Genomic DNA, 18,456 nt, shown 5'->3' with positions numbered 1-18,456 from the left:
GCATCATCAACCCTTTATTTCATCAAAAATATCTGTTATACTGACATCATCATCCAAACTTGGATTATATGACCAAAACCATTGAAGAAATCAAGCAAAAACTGGCCCCGATTTTTGAAAAGCGCAAGGTTGCGCTGGCGTATTTGTTTGGCTCGCGCGCCAGGGGTAATGTCGGTCCTTTGTCGGATGTGGACATTGCCGTGGTTTTTTCCAAGAAAGTACCAAAAGACAAGCAGTTTGATTTGGAGTTGAGCATGATGTCCGATATTGGGAGTGTGTTTAAGATTGACCGCGTTGATGTGGTTAATTTGGAAACATGCAAGAGCCCGCTGTTGAAACATCGCGCCGTGTTTTACGCAAAGCCGCTGTATGTTACTGATGAGGAACAGCGATTTATGATTGAGCAAAAAATCAGGAGAGAATACGAAGACACAAACCACATCCGCGAAACACAGTATCAAATCATGCGCCGACATTTGGTTCATAAAACATTTGGCAAACCGGAAATATATGTCCCCACTAGATAGAAAATCAATTCAAAAAAAATTGATGAAATTGCAAGATCTCATCAGTGATTTGCGGGAATATGCCGAAGAGGCGCAAACTCAAGAGGATTTTATCGCTGACAAAAAGTTGAACGGGGCGGCTATGTTTGATTTAGCGATTGGGATTGCGATTATAACTGATGCGGGAAATCATATTTTGAGTACTGTTTTTCAAAAATCAGCCGAAGATTACTCTGATATTGTGCGCCTTTTGGGAGAAGTCGGAGTTGTTCCGCAACAAATAATCAATGAGAATAAGGATATGACAAAATTCAGAAATTTGCTTATTCATGAGTATGCAGATGTTGATTTTAAAAAAGTGTATGCGTATTTGCAGAAAGCCCCTGATGTTTTTCAGCAGTTTGCCGATTCTTACAGCACATTTTTAGACAAGCACGCCTAGCGTATGCCCAAGAAAACAGTAAAACCAGCATCAAAGCCAAAAAAAGACCCCGCCTCATCGGCGGGCAAGGAGAAAAAGGCAGCATACGGCGCGGCCCAGATTACTGTTTTGGAAGGATTGGACCCGGTGCGCAAGCGGCCGGGCATGTACATCGGCAACACGGCGCGCGAAGGATTGCATCACCTCGTTTGGGAAGTGGTTGACAACTCCATTGACGAGGCCATGGCCGGGCACGCGGACGAAATCACGGTGGTGCTCTTGCCGGATTCCACGGTATCAGTCACGGACAATGGGCGCGGCATTCCGGTTGACAAGCACCCCGGGGTAAAAGTGTCCGCGCTTGAGGTGGTCTTGACCAAACTGCACGCGGGCGGCAAGTTCGGGCAGGGCGGGTACAAGGTGTCCGGCGGATTGCACGGGGTGGGCGTTTCTGTGGTCAACGCACTGTCCGAGACCGTGCGCGCGGAGGTGAAGCGCGAGGGCAAGCTGTGGGTGCAGGAGTACAAGCGCGGCAAGCCCCTGAAGGCCGTGAAAGCCGTGGGCAATGCGCGCGGAACCGGGACCACCATCACGTTTAAGCCGGATGACCAGATTTTTTCCACTCTGGAATTTGATTGGAACTACATTTTGGACCACTTGCGCCAGCAGGCGTATTTGACCAAGGGCGTGAAAATCACCATCCGCGACGAGCGGGATGACGCGGAGCAGGAGTACAGCTTTTACTTTGAGGGCGGGATCGCCTCCTACGTCAAACACATCAATCGCAACCACGAGCCCAAGCATGAACACGTGTTTTACGTGGAAAAGGAGCTGGATAACGTGAACGTGGAGGTTGCGTTCCAGTACGTGGATGACTACAACGAGAACGTGTTCAGCTTTGCCAACAACATCCACACCATTGAGGGCGGTTCGCACCTAGTGGGGTTCCGCACGGCCCTGACGCGCACGTTGAACGCGTACGCCCGGAACAAGGGGTTTGTGAAGGAAAAGGATGATAATCTGCAGGGCGAAGACACGAGAGAAGGCCTGACCGGAATCGTGAGCGTGAAAGTCATGGACCCGCAGTTTGAGGGCCAGACCAAGGCAAAGCTTGGCAACGAAGAGGTGCGGCCTGCGGTTGATACGGTATTTTCCGATGCCCTCGCGATTTGGCTGGAGGAGCATCCGCGCGAGGCAGAAGCCATCATCGGCAAGGCGCTTTTAGCGGCACAGGCACGGAAGGCGGCGCGCGCGGCGCGCGATACCGTGCTGCGCAAGGGAGCCTTAGACGGGTTTGCGCTACCTGGAAAGCTTGCGGACTGCTCATCCAAAGACCCGTCCGAGTGCGAGCTGTACATCGTTGAGGGGGATTCAGCCGGCGGTTCGGCCAAACAAGGCAGGGACCGCAGATTCCAAGCCATCCTGCCCTTGCGCGGAAAAATTCTGAACGTGGAGCGCGCCCGGATTGACAAGATGCTCGCGAACAACGAAATCAAATCCCTGGTGATTGCCATGGGCACGAACATCGGGGACATGCTCAACATGGACGACCTGCGCTACCACCGCGTCATCATCATGACGGATGCGGACGTTGACGGCGCGCACATCCGCACGCTGTTGCTCACCCTGTTCTTCCGGTACTTCCCGGAGGTGATTACGCGCGGGCACCTCTACATCGCCCAGCCGCCCCTGTACCGCGTGGACAAGGGGCGCCAGTTCCACTACGCGTACTCGGATGCTGAATTGGATACATTAAAGGCTAGATATTTGGGTGAGGAAGAAGGGGAGACGATTGTGACGGAAGCGCGCGGCTCCATCAACATCCAGCGCTACAAAGGTTTGGGCGAGATGAACCCTTCCCAACTATGGGAAACCACCATGGATCCGGCAACGCGGCTCATGAAGCAGGTGACTATGGATGACGCTGAAAAGGCGAATGAGATTTTTGACATCTTGATGGGCAGCGAGGTTCCGGCGCGCAAGAAGTTCATCCAGACGCACGCGAAAGACGTGCAGAATTTGGATATTTAGCGTGGCACTTGCATTATTTTCCCATTATGGTATAATGGGTGCAGTAATTGGTGCCCCTGGGGGGCATTTTTAGATAGAAAACATGAACGCAATCATCCAATACCTCAAGAATTCGCGCCAGGAACTGCGCAAAGTCACGTGGCCCGGAAGCCAGCAGACCATGAATGCCACGATCCTCGTGATAGCAGTTTCCGTTGGCATTGCCGCATTTTTGGGCGGGGCAGACTATGGCTTGAGCTGGCTTCTGGAGTACGCGCTCGCGGCCTTTTAAGTATGGCGAAGCAGACCGGCAATTTAGGGCGGAGGTGGTACGTGCTGCACACGTACTCGGGCTATGAGGAGAACGTGGCGCGCAACCTGAAGCAGCGCATTGAATCCCTGGACATGGGGGACAAAATTTTTGACGTGATGGTGCCGACCGAGACCAAGATCAAGATCAAGAACGGCAAGCGCACCCAGGTGACGGAAAAGGTGTACCCCGGCTACGTGCTGGTGGAGATGGTCGTGACCGACGACTCCTGGTACGTGGTGCGCAACACCCCGAACGTGACCGGGTTCATTGGCACCGGCACCACGCCGACTCCCATTGCCGAGGCTGAAGTCGCATCCATGCAGAAGCGCATGGGCCTGAAAGAGCCCGAGTTCAAAGTTGACCTTTCGGCCGGCGAGCCGGTGAAGATCGTGGACGGGCCGTTCAAGGAATTTGAGGGCAAGGTGAGCGACGTTGACAAATCCCGCGGAAAAGTTAAAGTACTGGTCTCCATGTTCGGCAGGGAAACCCCGGTTGAACTGGACTTTTTACAGGTAGAAAAGATTTAAAAGATTTAATCGTATGGCGAAAAAGAAAGAAGTGAAAGCAGTGGTCAAGCTGCAGCTCCAGGCCGGAGCCGCAAACCCGGCGCCTCCGGTGGGAACTGCGCTCGGGCCGCATGGCGTGAACATGGGCGAGTTCTGCGCCCAGTACAACGACAAGACCAAGGACCAGAGAGGCGAGGTGATTCCGGCGGTGATTACCATTTACACGGACCGCAGCTTTTCGTTCATCCTCAAAACGTCGCCCGCGTCCGAATTATTGAAGAAAGCCGCGAAGATCAAGAGCGGGTCCGGCACGCCGAACACAAAAAAGGTGGGCACCGTGACCCGGGCGCAGATCAGAGAGATCGCGGAGGTGAAGATGCCTGACCTGAACGCCAACGGCATTGAGGCCGCCATGAAGACCATTGAGGGCACGGCCAAGCAGATGGGGCTGGAGGTAAAATAAGTTGATTTAATTCATTCGCATGTGGGAGAGCGGATTCGTCTCCGTTCGTTCGCACCACTCCGGCCGTTGTAAGCGGCTGAAGAACCTATGGCAAAACATTCAAAGCGCTACCGGGCGCTCAAAGAAAAAGTTGAGGCTGGCAAAACATACAGCCTGGACGAGGCGTTGGCGCGGCTTGAAGATGCGGGCAACACTAAGTTTGACGCGGGCGTGGAGCTCCACGTGCGCACGGGCATAGACGTGAAGCAGTCGGACGAGCAGGTGCGCGGAACCGCGAGCCTGCCGCACGGCACGGGCAAGAAGCAGAAGATCGCTGCTATCACCGCAAACCCTGCCGCAGCCAAAGCCGCAGGTGCGCACATTGCGGGCGGGGAAGAGCTCATCAAAGAGATCCAGGTCGGGAAGATGGATTTTGACGTCTTGGTTGCGGAGCCCGCATTCATGCCAAAGCTTGCTCCGGTTGCGAAAATCCTGGGGCCGCGCGGCTTGATGCCTTCTCCCAAGAACGGCACTGTTTCCCCGGATATTGCAAAAGCCATTGACGAGCTCTCCCGCGGAAAAATTTCCTTTAAGAACGACAACACGGGCAACATCCACATCCTGGTGGGGCGTGCTTCGTTTGACGCAGGCAAGCTCAAAGAGAACATCCAGACCGCGTATGACGCGGTGAAAGCCGCAAAACCCGCAGCAGCCAAAGGCACGTTCATCAAGAGTGTGACCCTTGCCACGACTATGGGTCCAGGCATTCCGGTTCAGATGTAAGCACTGGTTTTTAGGTTCCTGGGGAGAAGTGGTGGAGAACATCACGGATTAGCCAACAGCCGTGCGGTTTTGTCTAGTGTCTTATCACAATGTATTTTGGTACACTAAAGGGCCAGGGAGGGGGAGAGCCCCCTTTTTTGTATGACACTGCCGTACCAAAAAATCAAAGACCTCATTTTTGGGGCAAACCCCATGATTTTTTCCAAAGGGGCGATTGCGGAAAAACAGATCCAGCCCGCGTCCTTGGACCTGACGCTCTCTGACCGCGTGTACCGCACCAGCTCCAGCTTTCTGCCCAAGCCCAATGAGACCATCTGGGAGATTTTGAAGGCGCGCACGCTTTATGATTTTGAGCTCAAGCCCGGCACCATTCTTGAGCCGAACTCATCCTACATCATCCCGTTGAACGAGTACGTGGATTTGGCGCCGGGCATGTACGCGTATGCGAACCCCAAGAGCTCCATCGGGCGCGTGGGCTTGTTTGTCAGATTATTGTGCGACCACACGCCGCGGTTTGACTACATTCCCCCCGGGTACAAAGGCCAGCTCTATTTAGAGGTGATCCCTTTGGATTTTGTGGTGAAGATCCACCCCGGGCTTGCCGCAAACCAGGTGCGGTTCCGCACCGCGGGGCCCTACCTCGCGCGGGAGAGCGATTTGCGGCTCGCGCACGCGAAGCACGGGATTTTGTTTAACCAGAGCGGCACGCCCGTGATGCAGAACATGCTGCTCGTCAATGGCGGGGGCTTGATGCTGACCGTTGACCTTGAGACCCGGGAGGTGATCGGATTCCGCGCCAAGCACGATACCACCAAGGCCATTGACCTGGGCTTGGTGGGCGAGTATGAGCCCAGTGATTTTTGGGAGCCCATCCTGCGCCCCAAGAACGGGGAGCTGATTCTGGTGCCCAACAACTTCTATTTGCTCGCGAGCATTGAGCGCATCACGTTCCCCCCGGCGTTTGCCGGGGAAATGGCGTCCTACGACACCGCAAGCGGGGAGATGCGTTCCCACTATGCGGGATTCTTTGATCCGGGCTGGGGGTTCGGCGAGGCCGGCGCGGGCGCGGGCACGCCTGCGGTGCTTGAGGTGCGCGCGCACAACGTGCCGTTCCGCTTAACGCGGGGGCAGATTATCTGCAAGATGGTGTACGAGCACATGCTGGAAGTCCCGGAGGTTTTGTACAGTTCCGGAATCGGGTCATCCTACACCGGCACAGGTCCCAAGCTCTCCAAGCACTTTAAGCAGACCTGGCAGTAGGTATGCGGGTGCGCATCAAACGGATTGATCCATCGCTCCCGCTCCCGCAGTACGAGACCTCGGGCGCGGTTGCGTTTGATTTTGTGGTGCGGACGGATACCGTGATTCCCGCCCGCGGCATGGGACGCGCGCCATCCAATGTGGCGGTGGAGATTCCTGCGGGGTACATGCTCTGGGTCACGGACCGCTCCAGCACTTTGAAAAAGACCGGACTGCTTATCACCGAGGGAGTGATTGACCGCGATTTTTGCGGGGACAATGACGAGATTCTTTTGCAGTTCTACAACCCTACCGATTCGCCCGTCATCATCAAGCGCGGGGACCGCGTTGCCCAGGCCGTGTTTCTGCCGGTCGGCCGGGCGGAGTGGGAGGAGGTTTTGGCCACGGGCAATGCGGGCAGGGGAGGGTTTGGGTCAACCGACAATCGGGCGCCTGTTTCGTCAATTCCGCAATCAGCGGCCTCGCCGCAGGAAAGTGGAAAATTTATTGTCATAGATGGCATAGATGGGAGCGGCAAGGGGACGCAGACTGATCTGCTTATTGAGCGCTTGCGCGCGGAAGGGCACGCTGCCGTTAAAGCTGATTTTCCGCAGTACGGAAAAAAGTCCGCGGGCTTGGTTGAAAACTATTTGAACGGCGCGTACGGGACCGGAGGCGAGGTCAGCCCGTATGTTGCGTCATTCTTTTTTATGCTGGACCGGTATGATGCGAGCTTCGGGCTGGCCGAACAACTTGAGCAGGGGAAGGTGGTGGTCGCGAACCGGTACGTGTCCGCGAACATGGGCCACCAGGGCGCGAAGTTCCGAACGCGCGAGGCGCGCCAGCAGTACTTTGAGTGGTTGGACCAATACGAGTATGGGGTGTTCGGCATCCCGCGGCCCGACCTCACGGTGGTCCTGCACGTTCCGGCCCAGATCGGCCAGCTCAACATTGACCAAAAGGCGATGCGCGCGTATTTGTCCGGGGCCACGCGCGACGTGCACGAGGATGATGTTTCCCACCTTGAGGCTGCGTCCCAGACCTACCGCGAAATGTGCGCCCTGTTTCCGGGTTTCAAGCTCATTGAGTGCGCGCCGGACGGCCGCCTGCTCTCCATACCGGAGGTGCATGGGCTCATTTGGGAACAGGTGCGCCGCGTGCTACAATAATGGCGTATGAAGCAGTATTTAGAACTTCTTCGCGACATCAAGGAAAACGGGATTGATAAGAGCGACCGCACCGGCATTGGCACGCGCAGCGTGTTTGGCCGGCAGATTCGGTTTGACCTGTCCAAAGGATTCCCCCTGGTGACCACAAAGAAAGTGCCGATTCGCCTGATTCTGCACGAGCTCTTGTGGTTTTTGAAGGGCGATACCAACATCAAGTACCTCGTGGACAATAGCGTGAATATCTGGAACGAGTGGCCATTCCAGGCGTGGTTGAAAGCCCAGGGGCTCACTGAACAGTTTCCCATGTACACGGAGGGGTGGCACGAGAAAATGAAAGAGTTCGTGGAGCGCATCAAAGAGGATGCGGCGTTCGCCGAGGAGTGGGGTGATCTGGGGCCGGTGTACGGCAAGCAGTGGGTCCGTTGGGAAGCAAAGGACGGCTCAACCATTAACCAAGTTGCGCAGGCACAGGAGATGATCCGCAACAACCCTGATTCGCGGCGCATTATCGTAAATGCGTGGAACGTGGCTGATATCCAGGAGCTCGTCAAAAGCAAAACCAATTCCCCGCCCGCGTGCCACACCATGTTCCAGTTTTACGTCAACCGCGGAATACTCTCGTGCCAGATGTACCAGCGCACTGCGGATATGTTTCTTGGGGTGCCGTTCAACATTGCGTCCTACGCGCTTTTGACCATGATGATGGCCCAGACCACGGGCCTCAAGCTGGGTGATTTTGTGCACACGTTCGGGGACGCGCACATCTACAAGAACCATCTTGAGCAGGCAGGGGAACAGCTTTCCCGCGAGCCGCGCTTATTGCCGCAGGTGAAGCTGAATCCAGAAGTCAAAGACGTGTTTGATTTTGAGTTTGATGATTTTGAGCTGGTTGGCTATGACCCGCACCCTGCCATAAAAGCGCCGATTGCGGTATAATACAGGCATGCAAAAGCCAGTCATCAGCGCAATCGCGGCCATCGGCAAAAACCGCGAGCTCGGGGCCAACGGCACCATCCCCTGGCACGTCCCGGAGGATTTGAAGCACTTCAAACAGACCACCCTGGGGCACCCGGTGATCATGGGGCGCAAGACCTTTGAGTCGCTCGGCATCCACAAGCCTTTGCCCGGGCGTTTGAACATTGTCATCACCCGAAATCCGGACTACAAAGCCGAGGGCGCTCTTGTCGTATCATCCGTTGAAGACGCGATTGAAGAAGCGAGCAAACATGATCAACAAGAAATTTTTATCATCGGCGGAGCAGAGATTTTCAAGCTCGCCATGCACCTCATCAACCGGCTGTATTTGACCGTCATAGACGGCAATTTTGAAGCTGATACATTCTTCCCAGAATACGGAGAATTTGGTAGAGTGATAAGCAGGAAAGAACTTGATACGGATGAGTACCACGTAACGTTTTTGGAGTTAGATAAATGAAGCTTGAACCGGTCATTGGCCTGGAAATCCACGTGCAGCTCAAAACCAAGAGCAAGATGTTTTGCGGTTGCTCAAATGAGGGCGAAAACGAGGCCCCGAACACCACTATCTGCCCGGTGTGCCTGGGGCACCCGGGAACCTTGCCGGTTCCCAACAAGCAGGCCATTGAGTGGGCCGTGTTGGCCGCGCTTGCTTTGGGGTGCGAGATTCCCCCCCATTCCAAGTTTGACAGGAAGCACTACTTTTACCCGGACCTGCCCAAAGGCTACCAGATTTCCCAGTTTGACGAGCCCATCGGCGTGAAAGGCTCCATGAGCATCGTCATAGGCGGGGAGGAGCGCGCGATCCGCATCCACCGCCTGCATTTAGAAGAGGACGCGGCAAAACTTTTGCATAACGAAAAAGGCGATTCATTCGTGGACTACAACCGCGGGGGCACGCCCCTGATGGAAATCGTGACCGAAGCAGACATCCGGTCTCCGGAAGAAGCGGGCGCGTTTTTGCGCGAACTCCGCTTGATTATGCGCTACCTCGGGGTGTCGGACGCGGACATGGAAAAGGGGCATCTGCGGTGCGATGCCAATGTTTCTTTGCGGCCTATGCACTCCAAGAACCACCCCCCGACCCCCTCCTTGGTAAAGGAGGGGGAAGTTCTGTATCCCAAGACTGAGATCAAAAATTTGAATTCATTCAAGGCCGTTGAGCGCGCTCTTGTCTACGAGATCAAGCGCCAAACCGCAGTGTGGGAGGAGACCGGCAACGCGCCGGGCGAGCAGGGCACGCGTGGCTGGGACGAGGACAGCGCCAAAACCGTGGTCCAGCGCGGCAAGGAGGGGTCTGCTGATTACCGGTACTTTCCTGACCCGGACATTCCGGAGCTGGATTTTGATGAGTCTTGGGTTGCCCGCATCAAAAAAGGCATTCCTGAATTGCCGCGTGATTTGCGCCAACGGTTTGTCCAAGAGTATGGATTCAGCGCGGCTGATGCCAAGACGTTTGCGTCTGATCGCGCGCTCGCACGCTTCGGCGAGGAGGTGATTTCCGAGCTCAAGGTGTGGCTTACCTTGCTTGACCCGGACCAAAGCAGCGAAGAAGCATGGGAACAGGACAAGAAAAAACTCGCGCGATTAGTTTCAAGCTGGCTCTTGTCCAAACTGCTCGGCGTTTTGCGCACGGCCGGTTCATCAATCGCGGACATCAAGATCACGCCCGAGAATATGGCTGAACTCATCACCCTGGTGCACCAGTCGCGCGTCAATGCAGCGAACGCGCAGGTCATACTTTCGGAGATGGTTAAAACCGGCGGGGACCCGACGGATATTTTGGAGTCAAAGGATTTGGGCGCCATGGGAGATTCGGGTGCGCTTCCCGGCATTGTCGCAGGGGTCGTCAAAAATAACCCCTTGCAGGCGGCAGAGTATGGCTCCGGCAAAAAGGCGGTGTTCCAGTATTTTGTGGGCCAGGTGATGAAGGAGGCCCGCGGCAAGGCTGATCCGGTTCTCGCGGCAAAACTGCTCAAAAAAGCGCTCAAGCGGCAGTGACGGGATCGCGAAGATGCTCCGCGTCAAAGTTGTCCACAAGCGGGATTTGCGCGGCAGTGGGGCAGGGAGTATACTGGTAGAAATGCCCCGGAACAACAAGACAAAGCATAAGACGAACAAGCCGGGTTTCTGCTCCGGCAACACCGGCATTTCATTATTTCACGAACATCGGCTTCCCTGACGGGAAGCCGTTTTTTGTCCTTTCAAAACGGAGAACGCACGCCAAGCAGAGTACGCAGTACGAAGCCCTGGCCGCCCAATACTCATGCGGCCAGTCGTTCACCATACGAATTCGGGGAGATTCGTAGAATGCCGGGACGCAGTAGTCTCAACGGGGAGCTTACGCACGGACAGAGAGTAGAACTTCTGACCGCGTGTTTGCGCATGTGGCAGCATGCATCGCCTGCGATGCATGCGTACGATTACCTTGCCGCTTGCGGCAGTTTTGACGCAGAGACCTGCGAGAGGATTCAGTGGTTGTTGAAGCATCAGGATGTGCCACTGAATAAGCTGCCCCCTTCCGTGGCGCCGCTCGCGCACGCGCTCAAAGCCGCTTTCCGAAACTTGTGCGCCTGCTAGGCGCGCCTGGTTTCGCGGCGCGGCCTGACTCAATGTTCCGAGTCAGGCCTCTTTTTTTACGCAAGAAATTCGCGCACCGCGCTTCGGGCTTCTTCTGTACTTTGCACCCAGTGGATGCGCTGGTCGCGGTTGAACCACGCCATCTGGCGGCGCGCAAAGGCGTGGATGGCGCCTTTCAAGCGCTCAATCATTTTGTCTTTTGGCCAGGCGCCCTGCAGATGCTCGGTAATCCACGCATACTCAAGGCCGAGATTAACCAGCCATTCGTCACTCACGCCATTTTGCCGCAGCCGCTCAACCTCCTCAATCATGCCCTGTTCAATGCGCTCATCAACGCGCTGGTCAATTTTTTTGTAGAGCTCTTCTCGCGGCACATCAATTCCAAGAATCAGCGCATCATACCGCGGAGGCAATTTGTCCGAACCGAGTGATGCGCCGGCGCGCAGCTTTTCTATGGCGCGGATGAGGCGGCGCGGGTTTTGATAGTCATCTTCATTCAGTATGCCTGGCGGAACCATTGCCTGGAGCTCTGCCAGGGATTTTGCTGCGAGCTCGTTCCGGAGTTTTGGATTCGGTGGCACGTCCGCCAGTTGGTAGTTATCAATCACCGCGTACGCGTACAAGGCAGTGCCGCCCGCCAGAAAGGGGATCTTGTTGCGTTCCAAAATATCGCCAATCGCGGCACACGCGAGGCGCTGGAAGCCGGCAACGCTAAAGTCATCACCCGGTTCAACGATATCAAGCAAGTGGTGCGGAACCGCAGCCTGCTCGCCAATAGTCACTTTGCCGGCGCCAATGTCCAAGCCGCGGTACACCTGGCGCGAGTCAGCGCTTATGATTTCGCCGCCAAATTTTTGCGCAAGCCCAATAGCGAGCGTTGATTTTCCGCTCGCGGTCGGGCCTAAGATAGCTATCAGCTTTGGCTTGGCCACGAAAGGGTTACTGCGGCGGGGGAGGAGGCGGAGTGCCGCCGCCGGACGAGGGGCCGGGCCCGCTTGAGGATCCGCCGCCGGAAGGCGGGGGAGGAGGCGGCGTGTTGCCGCCACCGCCGCCCGAAGAGAAGTTGCCGCCGGACGGAGGGGGAGAAAAGCTCCCGGAACCTCCAGATGAGGGGCCGCTATTGAATGATGGTCCGCTGTTCTCCGGCTGTTTGAACTCTTGCGGCTGGGTGAAGCTCTGGGGCTGTTGTTGCTGCTCTGTTCGGGGCGGCTGGAAAGAATTTTGAGAAGGCGGCTGGAATTGCTGTTCCTGCTTCTGGCTTTCGCGTTGGTTTTCCTGCTGCTGTTTTAGGAATTCGGCCTGGCGCTCCACCGCGCGTTTGGCATCCTCAAACGGCTGCTCGTTAATCTTGGTTCCGGAAGGGCTGTTCTGCTTGAGGTCTTCCCGCAGCTGCTCCAGGGAGCGCCCGGACTCTTGGCGCTGGTTTTCTATGGCGCGGCCGCTGTTTTCGGTCCTGGCCTCATTAGGCTGGCCGCCTTGCTCTCGGTTGTTTTGTCCTTGGTTCTGCTCTCGGAACTGCTGGAATTGCTGCTGTTGCTGGACCCTCTGCAGAATTTCCTGGGGAACCGCGCCCTGGCGCTGGATCTGCTGTTTGAGGTCCTGCTCGCGGTTCTGGAACTGCTCCTGGAGCTTTTGCTGGATGTCGCTCGGCACATTCTGAAACTCGCGGAACTGCTGGCCGCCCTGCGGGGGGCCCTGCTCAAACGAGCGCTGTTCGTCTTCGCTGATGCCCTGCTGTTTCAGGAAATTATTCAGCTGGTCTCCCTGCAAGCCCTGCTGTACCGCTTGCTCGCGGAATTGGTTTTGGAACTCCCTCTGGACCTGTTGTTCCTGCACTTGGCGGAACTGGTCGGCCACGCCCTGTTCAATGCCGAGCTGGGGCCGCAGGAAGAAGCGCTCTTTGATGTTTGTAAGCTCCTCTTGCGAAAAGTCAGGCAAGCCCTGCTCGGTTCTCATCTGGCGTTCCTGTTCAATCCGCTGGCTGAAGCCCTGTTCAATCTGCTGCTTGATGCCCTCTATTTCCTGGCCCTTGTTCTGCAATTGGCTCCCGAAATCAGCGTACCGCGCCTCAATCTGCTGACGGATGCCCGCGTTCTGGTCAATCTGCTGTTTGAACCGCTCAAACCTTGCAGGATCGTCAAACTGCTGGAGCCGCTGGCGCGTAAAATCAATTTGCCCGTTTACAGCCTGGCTGATGATCCCCTGGAACTCTGCCGGAGCGTCTCCGCCAAACTGTTGCAGTTGCTGGATGGCGTTCGGGTCAAAGCTCTGGATGCGCTTGAGGAACGTGCCCTGGTCTTGCCGGAACTGTTCTTGGAACCCGGCCTGGGCTTCCTGCTTGAGGCCTTCTACGAACGCGCGCTGTTCCGGGGGCAGGTTCTGCTCAATCTGCTGGATGGCGGCGAAAGTTGCGGGGTCCGGGTTTTCGCGCATTTTTTTGGCGAGCTCCTGGAACTTGCCGGCGCGGGACTGCGCATCCGGATCATCCACAAACCGCTCCTTGAACCGCTGGATTGATTGGGTTTCTTTGCGCTCTATTTCCTGCTTGATTTCCGGGGGCACGTTTTCCTGGATTTGCTGCATGGCGCGCAAATTTTCCGGGCTGCCGTTTGAGAACTCGTTCAGGAACGCTTCGCGGTTTGCGGGATCCGCAAACCTCCGGAAGCGCTCTTCAAACTTATTGATGGTTTTTTCCTTTGCGGCCTCCATGCTTGCGAAAAATTCGTCCGGAAGGTCGGCTTGGGATTTTATGTTGTCCAGGGCGCGCATCTGGCTGACCGGATCTCCACTAATGTTTTCCACGTACCGCTTGAACCCCTGGTTGCGCGCATCTCCAGAAAGGGACTGGATCTGCGTTTCAAACCGGGCGCGGGCCTCTGTTTTTGCCTGCTCAATGGCGGTTTTCATTTCGTCCGGAATGAACTCGGACATCTGTTCCATCATTTCAATGTTTTTGAAGTCCCGGAATTCACTGCCGCGCTGCTTCTCAAACGCCGCGCTGAAGCGTTCTGCGATCTGCTGTTGGTTTTCGGCCACCTGGGCCATGACCTGGGACTGGTTCGCTATGGACCGCTGGCGCGCTTCCTGCACTTTTGCAAAGGCCTGCTCCGGAAGCTTCTCCTCCAAATTATCAAGCATTTTTTGCTGCTTGATCTGGAAGTCCGCTATTTTTTCCAAGAACGCGCCGGCCTGGTCCGCCTTTTTCTCTTTGATGTCCGCTGCCTGGTCTTTTACCTTTTCTATATTGCGCTCAAAATCACCGAGCGCTTCCTGGGCGCGCTCCTGCGCTCCCTCGTCATCCGGGTTCTCTTCCACGAGCTTTTTGGCGCGCAACAGTTCCTCGTGCGCCTCCTCAATGCGGTACTCGGCTTTTTTGATGGGATCGCGCGTGATGGTGCGCTGGACCGTGCGCTTGATTTTCGTCAGGAAATGGAACCTGCCCGGGGTCTCGGCTTCCAGATCCTGTTCGGTGACGACTTCGTCTTCCAGCGCTTCCGGAGAGAGCCCGACTTCCTCAATGACCGCGTCCACGGCTTCTTCAGCAGCTGCTTCCTGCACGGCCGCGTCCACCGCAGCCTCCTCGGTTGTGGCTTCATCCTGCGCGAGGGCAGGGGATGCGAGCGCGAGCGCGAGCGCCATGATCAAGCCCAGGTATGGTTTGTGTTGCATATCTGTTTTTTAAGTGATGAAAAATGCGGTGTTATTATATCACATTTTTTCGGAAAGAGCACAAGCTTGTATTTTTTTATTAGCTGTGGTATAGTATATATGCCCCGACAAAACATCATTTTCTACCTTTCCGGGGCCTCATTATTATCAAGCTCGCGCTAGTCAGCGTGTGGGTTTTTTGTATCGTGATATGGCACCAAAGAAGCACAACAAAATCCGCCAGTTTTTGCTCATCACCAATGGGCTGATTTTCCTTGCCGAAGCAATGCTTGGGCCCATTTACGCGCTGTTTATCGCTGATGTGGGCGGCTCTATTTTGAATGCGGGCATTGCCGGAGGGGTGTTCGCCGTGGTCGCGGGCACCCTTACCTTGGTTGTGGGGAAGGCGAGCGACTGGTCTGGTTCGCGCAGGGTGTTCGTGGGCATCGGGTACGCGATCATCGGACTTGGGTTTGCTTTGTACACGTTGGTTGATTCGTTCGCAACCCTGCTTATCGTTGAGGCGGTGATCGGAGCCGGGCAGGCAGTGTACGCGCCCCCGTTTTCCGCGTTGTATTCCCAGCACCTGGATTTCCGGCATCCGGCGCGCCAGTGGGGCGTGTGGGAGGCCATGACCTACTACACCACTGCAGTCGGGTCCGTGGCCGGCGCCGTGATTGCGTCAAAGTATGGCTTTGACGCGCTGTTTGTGTTGATGTCCGGCCTCGCGTTCGCGAGCGCCATCACCGTGCTCTGGAAGCCGCAGCGCGCGAACGTGCTTATGGCGTAGCATACATACCGCGCGCCTTAAACACCCTTATTATTTATTGGCGATATAGGCGGTGGATTTGCCTTTGCCGGTGGCTTTAATCATTTTAATCTTTTTTAATTTTTGCAAGTGCAATTGCGCCGTGCGCCGCGGGCAGGACAATATCTCTTCCGCGTCTTTAACGACAATGCGCCCCATCTGGTCCAAGAAATCAATGATTTTTAATTGTTCCGGCGACAGGTATATTCTTCCTTTAAAAAAATTTCCCGAAGCTGTTCTTGTATGTTTTCAGGTCTTTCTATACTCATAAAAAATTGAATAAAATTATTTTATTTCGCAGAACGTTCGCGCATATGAGAAGCCCGCCTCCTTGGCGGGTTTGGGAGAGGGGAAAGGCGACACCTTGATTATATCAAATTATCGCTTTTTCCCGAACCTCATATGCGCTGTTGCGCGATGTAATTTTTTTTCTTTGAATTTTTCTTCAATCGGCTTTTTCTTAAATTTTAAAATAAGTTTTTTCCGTTTTAGGCAAAGGGCAGAGGGGTTAGGGGTGAATGCCCTTTGCCCAAAACTCTTTGTCTGTTTTTGGGCTGTTTATAAGTTATATTGACTTTTTGCCTCAAACTGCTATACTGTATTTATCACTACGAAAAAGACCCTTGCCGGGGTTAGTCCCGGCCGGGGGCTTTTTCTTTTTGGCCGCCTTTTGTAATTTCCAATATGGACCTCTGGTCATTGATGTACGCTATGCGCGCGCCGGTCCGTTTCAATAGCACCGAACATTTGGCCGAAACTGACGGGGAAATAATGCCCATGAACTTGTTTCTTTCCAGCAAAAATTTAACCAAGCCGGCGTAATCGCCGTCGCTGGAAACCAAAATCGCTTGCGCAAACGAGTTTTCGTAAGCGTCGCGGGTGGTTTTAAGCACCAAATCAGCGTCGCAATTTCCTTTGACCTTGCCCTCGCCGTCATAGGTTATTTCTTTATAGACAAGGGTAAAGCCGGCTTCCTGCAAGCTGGTGTATAAATCTTTGTGCTTGGGCACCAGACCGATGAAAAGATAGGCCTGGCTAACGCCGTATTTCTCTTTCAGCCAGATCCGGAATTTCTTGTAATCCAATTGCCAGCCAAGCTGAATAACGCCCCGGTGCAAGTTGGCGGCGTCAATGTAGGCGAAGTTGTTTGGTGTTGGTTTCATGAATTGATAGGTAAAGGGCGGAGGGGAACTAATGGGGTGTCTGCCCGCCTCATGGGCAGGTTCAAGGGAAATATATGTATTTGATAGAATCAAAATGTCAGTTTAATTAATCTTACTTCTTCACCCGTAGTATAGATAATTTTATTTCCGTCCGTAGACCAACGAGGTTCGCGGTACTCTCTCAACTCGGTTGTAAGCTGTGTTTTTTCTCCAGTTTCAGCGTCAAGAATCCAGAGCTGCTTGTTTAGATTGTATACGCCGTATTTGCTGTCAGGACTAAAGCTTGCACTAACCCATCCCGTTTCTCTTACATCTCCTTGGGTGGACAGGATTTGCACCTCATTGCCGTCACTCAAATTTTTTACGAATATGTTTATTTGCTGATGGAAATAATCGTTTTGGTCTCTACGGTCTTGTTGAGCGGTTACAACGTTCCTGAATATGCGATGTTTGCCAAAGCGTAGCGGAGGCAAATATGGGTGAAAAAACATTGCGACCGATCATATCTAAGGGGCAATGTTTTTGAACCGCATATTCAGTGTTATACGCTGTTCTAAAAATATTTTTTTTGATGTCTTTTGGTAGGCTTTTTTTTCTTAAATCTTAAATTTATTTTTTGTTTTGGGCAAGGGGCAGAGGGGTTAGGGGTGAATGCCCTTTGCCCAAAACTCTTTATTTATTCAAAAGCTTCATTAATTCCGTGAAGACATAAACTTTATTGCGTCTTTTTTTGGGGTTGGCTTCTTCTAAAATTCCGGCGGCGGCGAATTTTGCCACTAAGCTGAAAAATGTCTGGGTATTTTTCATTTTAACGTGCGGCCGCAGGCTGGCAGTGGTAAAAATCGGCCGAATAAAAATCGCGTCCAATAAGTTATTGGCATACATGGAGTTGATGGCTATAATTTTTTCTTTATAGCCGCTGTGGAGTTTCAGAATTTCCTTGCCAATGGCTTCGGCTTTTTGGGCTTGGGTGGCCAGGGCGTTCAAGAAAAATTTTATCCAGCTTTCCCAATCCTGCTTGGCGCTCACATTGCTCAATAATTCGTAATAATCCCGGCGGTGCTCCTCAAAAAATTCGCTCAAATACAGAAACGGGTGCGATAATAATTTTTTCTCGTACAAAAACAGAGAGATAATCAGCCGGCCGACCCGGCCGTTGCCGTCCAAAAAAGGGTGGATAGCTTCAAATTGATAATGGGCCACCGCGATTTGCACTAATTTGTCTTTTTCATCGCCGCTATTAAGGTATTTTTCCAAATTGCTGAATAAGGAGATTATGCCGTTAGCAGCCGGGGGAATATATGACGCTTCGGAAATAGTGGCTCCGGGCTTGCCGATGTACACCTGTATTTTTCTAAATTCACCCGGCGCTTTATTGGCGCCCCGGCCGGATTTAAGCAGGGTGGCATGCAGTTTTTTAATCAAGTTTTCGGACAACGGCAGTGTGGTTAAACTTTTTACTCCCAAGTCCAAAGCCTGGCGGTAATTTATAATCTCGTTTATGTCTTGTTTTTTCTTGGCATCTTCCTTTTTCCCCGGTTCCGCTTCATACGCCAAGACTTCGTTGATCGTGGCTTGGGTACCCTCTATTTTTGAACTTTCCACCGCTTCTTTGGTTTGCATGGTTCGGCCCAATAGGTTCGGGTTGGGTAAAGCGCCAAGCAGGGAATCAAGCCCGGCCAGGGCGCGGTGGGCCCTGATAATATGGTCAATCAGTGGCTCATAGTTGATTTTTGGCGGTAAGGCGGGCGGATTAAAGGGTTGGTTAGCCATATTTTGCGGTTAGAATAAGGAGTTTCGTTATTCTAACGGTTATAATAAAGAATTAGCTTATTCTAATAATAGCATATATATTAGAATAAGACAAGAAAGATGTCTACAAATAATTGGATA

Annotated in this window: 19 protein-coding genes; 13 read left to right on the top strand and 6 right to left on the bottom strand. The window is 53.8% G+C overall.

The genetic code is table 11. The annotated features are described in order from the left end of the window. Positions 1–68 precede the first annotated feature (68 nt). From HYT31_03655 to gatB, 12 genes are all read left to right on the top strand, one after another. The gene (locus HYT31_03655; protein MBI2050879.1) at positions 69–527 is read left to right on the top strand and encodes a nucleotidyltransferase domain-containing protein; all 459 of its coding nucleotides are present in this window, start codon (positions 69–71) and stop codon (positions 525–527) included. Next, positions 511–948 carry a DUF86 domain-containing protein gene (locus HYT31_03650; GenBank protein ID MBI2050878.1) on the top strand — a complete coding sequence of 146 codons (438 nt, stop codon included), beginning with the start codon at positions 511–513 and terminating at the stop codon, positions 946–948. The genes HYT31_03655 and HYT31_03650 overlap by 17 nt, the downstream gene beginning before the upstream one ends. 3 nt (positions 949–951) lie before the next feature. Continuing rightward, entirely contained in the window at positions 952–2,958 is a 2,007-nt protein-coding gene (gene gyrB, locus HYT31_03645) for a DNA topoisomerase (ATP-hydrolyzing) subunit B (protein ID MBI2050877.1), read from the top strand. Between the two features lie 82 nt (positions 2,959–3,040). Beyond that, the gene (secE, locus tag HYT31_03640) at positions 3,041–3,229 is read left to right on the top strand and encodes a preprotein translocase subunit SecE (protein MBI2050876.1); all 189 of its coding nucleotides are present in this window, start codon (positions 3,041–3,043) and stop codon (positions 3,227–3,229) included. Positions 3,230–3,231: 2 nt separating this feature from the next. Then, complete coding sequence (nusG, locus tag HYT31_03635; GenBank protein ID MBI2050875.1) at positions 3,232–3,777, top strand: transcription termination/antitermination protein NusG; 546 nt, start codon at positions 3,232–3,234, stop codon at positions 3,775–3,777. Between the two features lie 13 nt (positions 3,778–3,790). Further along, entirely contained in the window at positions 3,791–4,219 is a 429-nt protein-coding gene (gene rplK / locus HYT31_03630; GenBank protein MBI2050874.1) for a 50S ribosomal protein L11, read from the top strand. Between the two features lie 87 nt (positions 4,220–4,306). Further along, positions 4,307–4,981 carry a 50S ribosomal protein L1 gene (locus tag HYT31_03625; protein ID MBI2050873.1) on the top strand — a complete coding sequence of 225 codons (675 nt, stop codon included), beginning with the start codon at positions 4,307–4,309 and terminating at the stop codon, positions 4,979–4,981. 141 nt (positions 4,982–5,122) lie between these two features. Next, positions 5,123–6,241, top strand: coding sequence for a 2'-deoxycytidine 5'-triphosphate deaminase (locus tag HYT31_03620; GenBank protein ID MBI2050872.1), 1,119 nt, complete (start codon positions 5,123–5,125; stop codon positions 6,239–6,241). 2 nt (positions 6,242–6,243) lie between these two features. Then, positions 6,244–7,389 (top strand): hypothetical protein, encoded by a 1,146-nt coding sequence (locus tag HYT31_03615; protein ID MBI2050871.1) that lies wholly within the window; start codon positions 6,244–6,246, stop codon positions 7,387–7,389. Between the two features lie 6 nt (positions 7,390–7,395). Then, entirely contained in the window at positions 7,396–8,325 is a 930-nt protein-coding gene (gene thyA, locus HYT31_03610) for a thymidylate synthase (protein MBI2050870.1), read from the top strand. Positions 8,326–8,332: 7 nt separating this feature from the next. Further along, positions 8,333–8,824: a dihydrofolate reductase gene (locus tag HYT31_03605; GenBank protein MBI2050869.1), complete on the top strand. Its 492-nt coding sequence runs from the start codon at positions 8,333–8,335 to the stop codon at positions 8,822–8,824. Next, positions 8,821–10,365, top strand: a complete 1,545-nt coding sequence (gatB, locus tag HYT31_03600; GenBank protein MBI2050868.1) for an Asp-tRNA(Asn)/Glu-tRNA(Gln) amidotransferase subunit GatB — start codon at positions 8,821–8,823, stop codon at positions 10,363–10,365. The genes HYT31_03605 and gatB overlap by 4 nt, the downstream gene beginning before the upstream one ends. A 635-nt stretch (positions 10,366–11,000) precedes the next feature. Here gatB and miaA read toward each other — a convergent pair. Both miaA and HYT31_03590 read right to left on the bottom strand, forming a co-directional pair. Then, entirely contained in the window at positions 11,001–11,876 is an 876-nt protein-coding gene (miaA, locus tag HYT31_03595) for a tRNA (adenosine(37)-N6)-dimethylallyltransferase MiaA (GenBank protein ID MBI2050867.1), read from the bottom strand. Positions 11,877–11,883: 7 nt separating this feature from the next. Beyond that, entirely contained in the window at positions 11,884–14,613 is a 2,730-nt protein-coding gene (locus tag HYT31_03590) for a hypothetical protein (protein MBI2050866.1), read from the bottom strand. Positions 14,614–14,803: 190 nt separating this feature from the next. On the opposite strand from HYT31_03590, the gene HYT31_03585 reads away from it, so the two are divergent. Beyond that, positions 14,804–15,382, top strand: coding sequence for an MFS transporter (locus HYT31_03585; protein MBI2050865.1), 579 nt, complete (start codon positions 14,804–14,806; stop codon positions 15,380–15,382). 30 nt (positions 15,383–15,412) lie between these two features. On the opposite strand, the gene HYT31_03580 is transcribed toward HYT31_03585, so the two are convergent. From HYT31_03580 to HYT31_03565, 4 genes are all read right to left on the bottom strand, one after another. Then, positions 15,413–15,568, bottom strand: a complete 156-nt coding sequence (locus HYT31_03580) for a hypothetical protein (protein MBI2050864.1) — start codon at positions 15,566–15,568, stop codon at positions 15,413–15,415. Positions 15,569–16,032: 464 nt separating this feature from the next. Then, the gene (locus HYT31_03575) at positions 16,033–16,563 is read right to left on the bottom strand and encodes an NYN domain-containing protein (GenBank protein ID MBI2050863.1); all 531 of its coding nucleotides are present in this window, start codon (positions 16,561–16,563) and stop codon (positions 16,033–16,035) included. Between the two features lie 89 nt (positions 16,564–16,652). Further along, positions 16,653–16,919, bottom strand: a complete 267-nt coding sequence (locus HYT31_03570) for a PD40 domain-containing protein (protein ID MBI2050862.1) — start codon at positions 16,917–16,919, stop codon at positions 16,653–16,655. Positions 16,920–17,235: 316 nt separating this feature from the next. Then, positions 17,236–18,336, bottom strand: coding sequence for a Fic family protein (locus HYT31_03565; protein MBI2050861.1), 1,101 nt, complete (start codon positions 18,334–18,336; stop codon positions 17,236–17,238). Positions 18,337–18,456: the final 120 nt, after the last annotated feature.

The sequence above is a fragment of the Parcubacteria group bacterium genome, assembly GCA_016181765.1.
GTDB lineage: Bacteria > Patescibacteriota > Patescibacteriia > UBA2169 > UBA2169 > CG10-46-32.
This window is presented reverse-complemented; position numbering and strand designations above follow the sequence as displayed.